This is a genomic window from Ramlibacter sp., from assembly GCF_035706265.1.
Lineage (GTDB): Bacteria > Pseudomonadota > Gammaproteobacteria > Burkholderiales > Burkholderiaceae_C > Ramlibacter.
Genome location: NZ_DASSVG010000103.1, coordinates 1 through 2,333, shown reverse-complemented (window position 1 = coordinate 2,333; position 2,333 = coordinate 1). Strand labels below are relative to the sequence as shown.

Genomic DNA, 2,333 nt, shown 5'->3' with positions numbered 1-2,333 from the left:
AGGTGGTGCAGGTGCTCGTCGGAGGGAACGATGTCTTCGGTGGCGAAGTCAGCCGGCTTCAGCACCTGCGGCAGGTGGAACGCGGCCTTGCGCACGCGCTCCACTTGTTCGGGGGTGACGTCGGCGGGGACGCGGCTGGCGTGGCGCGGGTCGGGCAGGGGCGGCGGCGCGTGCGGCGCTGGTGCGGTGGTGGATGGCATGTGCGCGCCACTCTAGCCTGAATCTTTCACCAGCAATGAGGTAGGCGACCCCACCAAGCTGCACGTTGTCATAGGTGCTTTACGTCTATGCAACCAAGGCAGTCGAGGGAGGTCGCCCAGTGCCAAAGTGTACCGATGGGGCAGTGAGGTTCGGCAAGGTCGGACGCCGGGTGGTGGAGGCCGCGTTCGACGGCGGCGACATCGTCAGCGACGGTGGTTCGCTGCTGCTGCGCCAGGTCGATGAACGCATCGGCCTGACGCGCATGGCCGCGGCGGCCCTGGGGGATCCGCGCCGCAAGGCCAGCGTGCGCCACGACTTGCGCAGCCTGCTGGCGCAGCGCGTGTATGGCCTGTGCTGCGGTTGGGAAGACGTGACCGACCACAACACGCTGCGCCACGACCTGGCGGTGCAGACAGCAGTAGGTCGCGACGAGGCGCTGGCCTCGGCCCCGACGCTGAGCCGGCTGGAGACGTCGGCCACGATGGCACACGCGGTGGCGCTGAACCGGGTGCTGCTGGAGCAGTTCATCGCCAGCCGCGATGGTGCGCCCGTGGAACTGGTGTTGGACATCGATGCCACGCACGTACCGCTGCACGGGCAGCAAGAAGGCGCGCACTTCCACGCTCACTACGACAACTACTGCTACCTGCCGCTGTACGTGTTCTGCGGCCAGGACATGCTGGCGTGCGTGCTGCGGCCGAGCTGGCGTGACCCGGCCAGCGTGCTCAGCGCATTGGTCAAGCTCATTGCGCGGCGGCTTCGCCAGGCATGGCCTGAGGTCAAGCTCATCGTGCGAGGTGACTCGGGCTTCTGCCGTTCCAAGGCGCTGCGCCGCTTCGAGGCCTGGGGCATCGACTACCTCATCGGGCTGCAGAAGAACGTGGCGCTCGAATGGCGCTCGGCCATTGCGATGCAGGCTCTGGCTGAAGCCTACGAGGCGACAGGCACCAAGCAACGGCTGATCGGTGAGTTCACCTACGCCGCGCGCAGTTGGCCGCGCGAGCGACGCGTCATCGCGCGGCTGGAGCACAGCGCCCAGGGCGCCAACCCGCGCTTCGTGGTGACCAGCCTGCAAGGCGATGCCACCGAGCTGTACGAGCGGCTGTACTGCGCACGCGGCGAAGCGGAGAACCGCATCAAGGAAGCTCAGCTCGATCTGTTCGGTCGGCGCGCCAGCTGCAGCCGCTTCGCCGCCAACCAGATGCGCCTGCTGCTGGCGGCGCTGGCCTACACGCTGATGATCAACCTGCGCCGCCTGGGCTTGGCGGGCACCGAGCTCGAACGCGCCTGCACGGCCACCATCCGCGTCAAGCTGCTCAAGTTCGGCGCGGCCGTGCTGCGCAACACCCGGCGGGTGCGGCTGTTCCTGGCCTCGCACCACCCGCTCAAGGACGTCTTCCTCAGCGCCGCACGCGCCCTGGCCCCATAGAGGCCTTGGAGTGCTGTCCCCGGCACGCGGACAAACAACGGGGGAAAGGGGGTACTACGCCTTGGGCGGCAGAAAGCGCCTCTGACAGCCAGCGCGGCGACCAGGACAAGCCCTCCGGCTGCATCAACAGACCTACGAGCACGCCCGCCGGCCTACTGGCGAAAGATCCAGGCTAGCGCATCCGGCCGCGCGGCCGCTGTGCGTCAGTGCATCGCCGCCCGGCGGTGCTCCACGTCGGGCAGCGAGAGCGCGACGAAGCCCAGCAGCGGCAGGAAGGCGCAGATGCGGTAGACGAACTCGATGCTCGTGTGGTCGGCCAGCACGCCCAGCACCGCGGCGCCGAGGCCGCCCATGCCGAAGGCGAAGCCGAAGAACAGGCCCGAGACCATGCCCACCTTGCCGGGAATCAGTTCCTGCGCATAGACGAGGATCGCCGAGAACGCCGACGACAGCACGAGGCCGATCACGATCGTGAGCACCGTCGTCCAGAACAGGTTGGCGAAGGGCAGGGCGAGCGCGAAGGGCGCCACGCCGAGGATCGACGCCCAGATCACCGGCTTGCGGCCGACGCGGTCGCCCACCGGGCCGCCGAGCAGCGTGCCCGCCGCGGCCGCGAAGAGGAACAGGAACAGGTGCATCTGCGCGCTCTGCACCGCCAGGCCGAAGTGGTCCATCAGGTAGAAGGTGTAGTAGCTGCTGATGC

Annotated in this window: 2 protein-coding genes and 1 pseudogene; 1 reads left to right on the top strand and 2 read right to left on the bottom strand. The window is 68.4% G+C overall.

The genetic code is table 11. The features are described from left to right. Window positions 1-200: pseudogene (locus tag VFM98_RS04035) on the bottom strand (hypothetical protein); the annotation flags it as partial. A 119-nt stretch (window positions 201-319) separates the two neighbouring features. Here VFM98_RS04035 and VFM98_RS04030 point away from each other — a divergent pair. Next, on the top strand, window positions 320-1,630 hold the full coding sequence (locus VFM98_RS04030; protein WP_325108616.1) for an IS1380 family transposase: 1,311 nt from the start codon (window positions 320-322) through the stop codon (window positions 1,628-1,630). A 203-nt stretch (window positions 1,631-1,833) separates the two neighbouring features. Here VFM98_RS04030 and VFM98_RS04025 read toward each other — a convergent pair. Beyond that, window positions 1,834-2,333, bottom strand: a 500-nt coding sequence (locus VFM98_RS04025; RefSeq protein ID WP_325108615.1) for an MFS transporter, incomplete at its 5' end; no start/stop codon positions are given.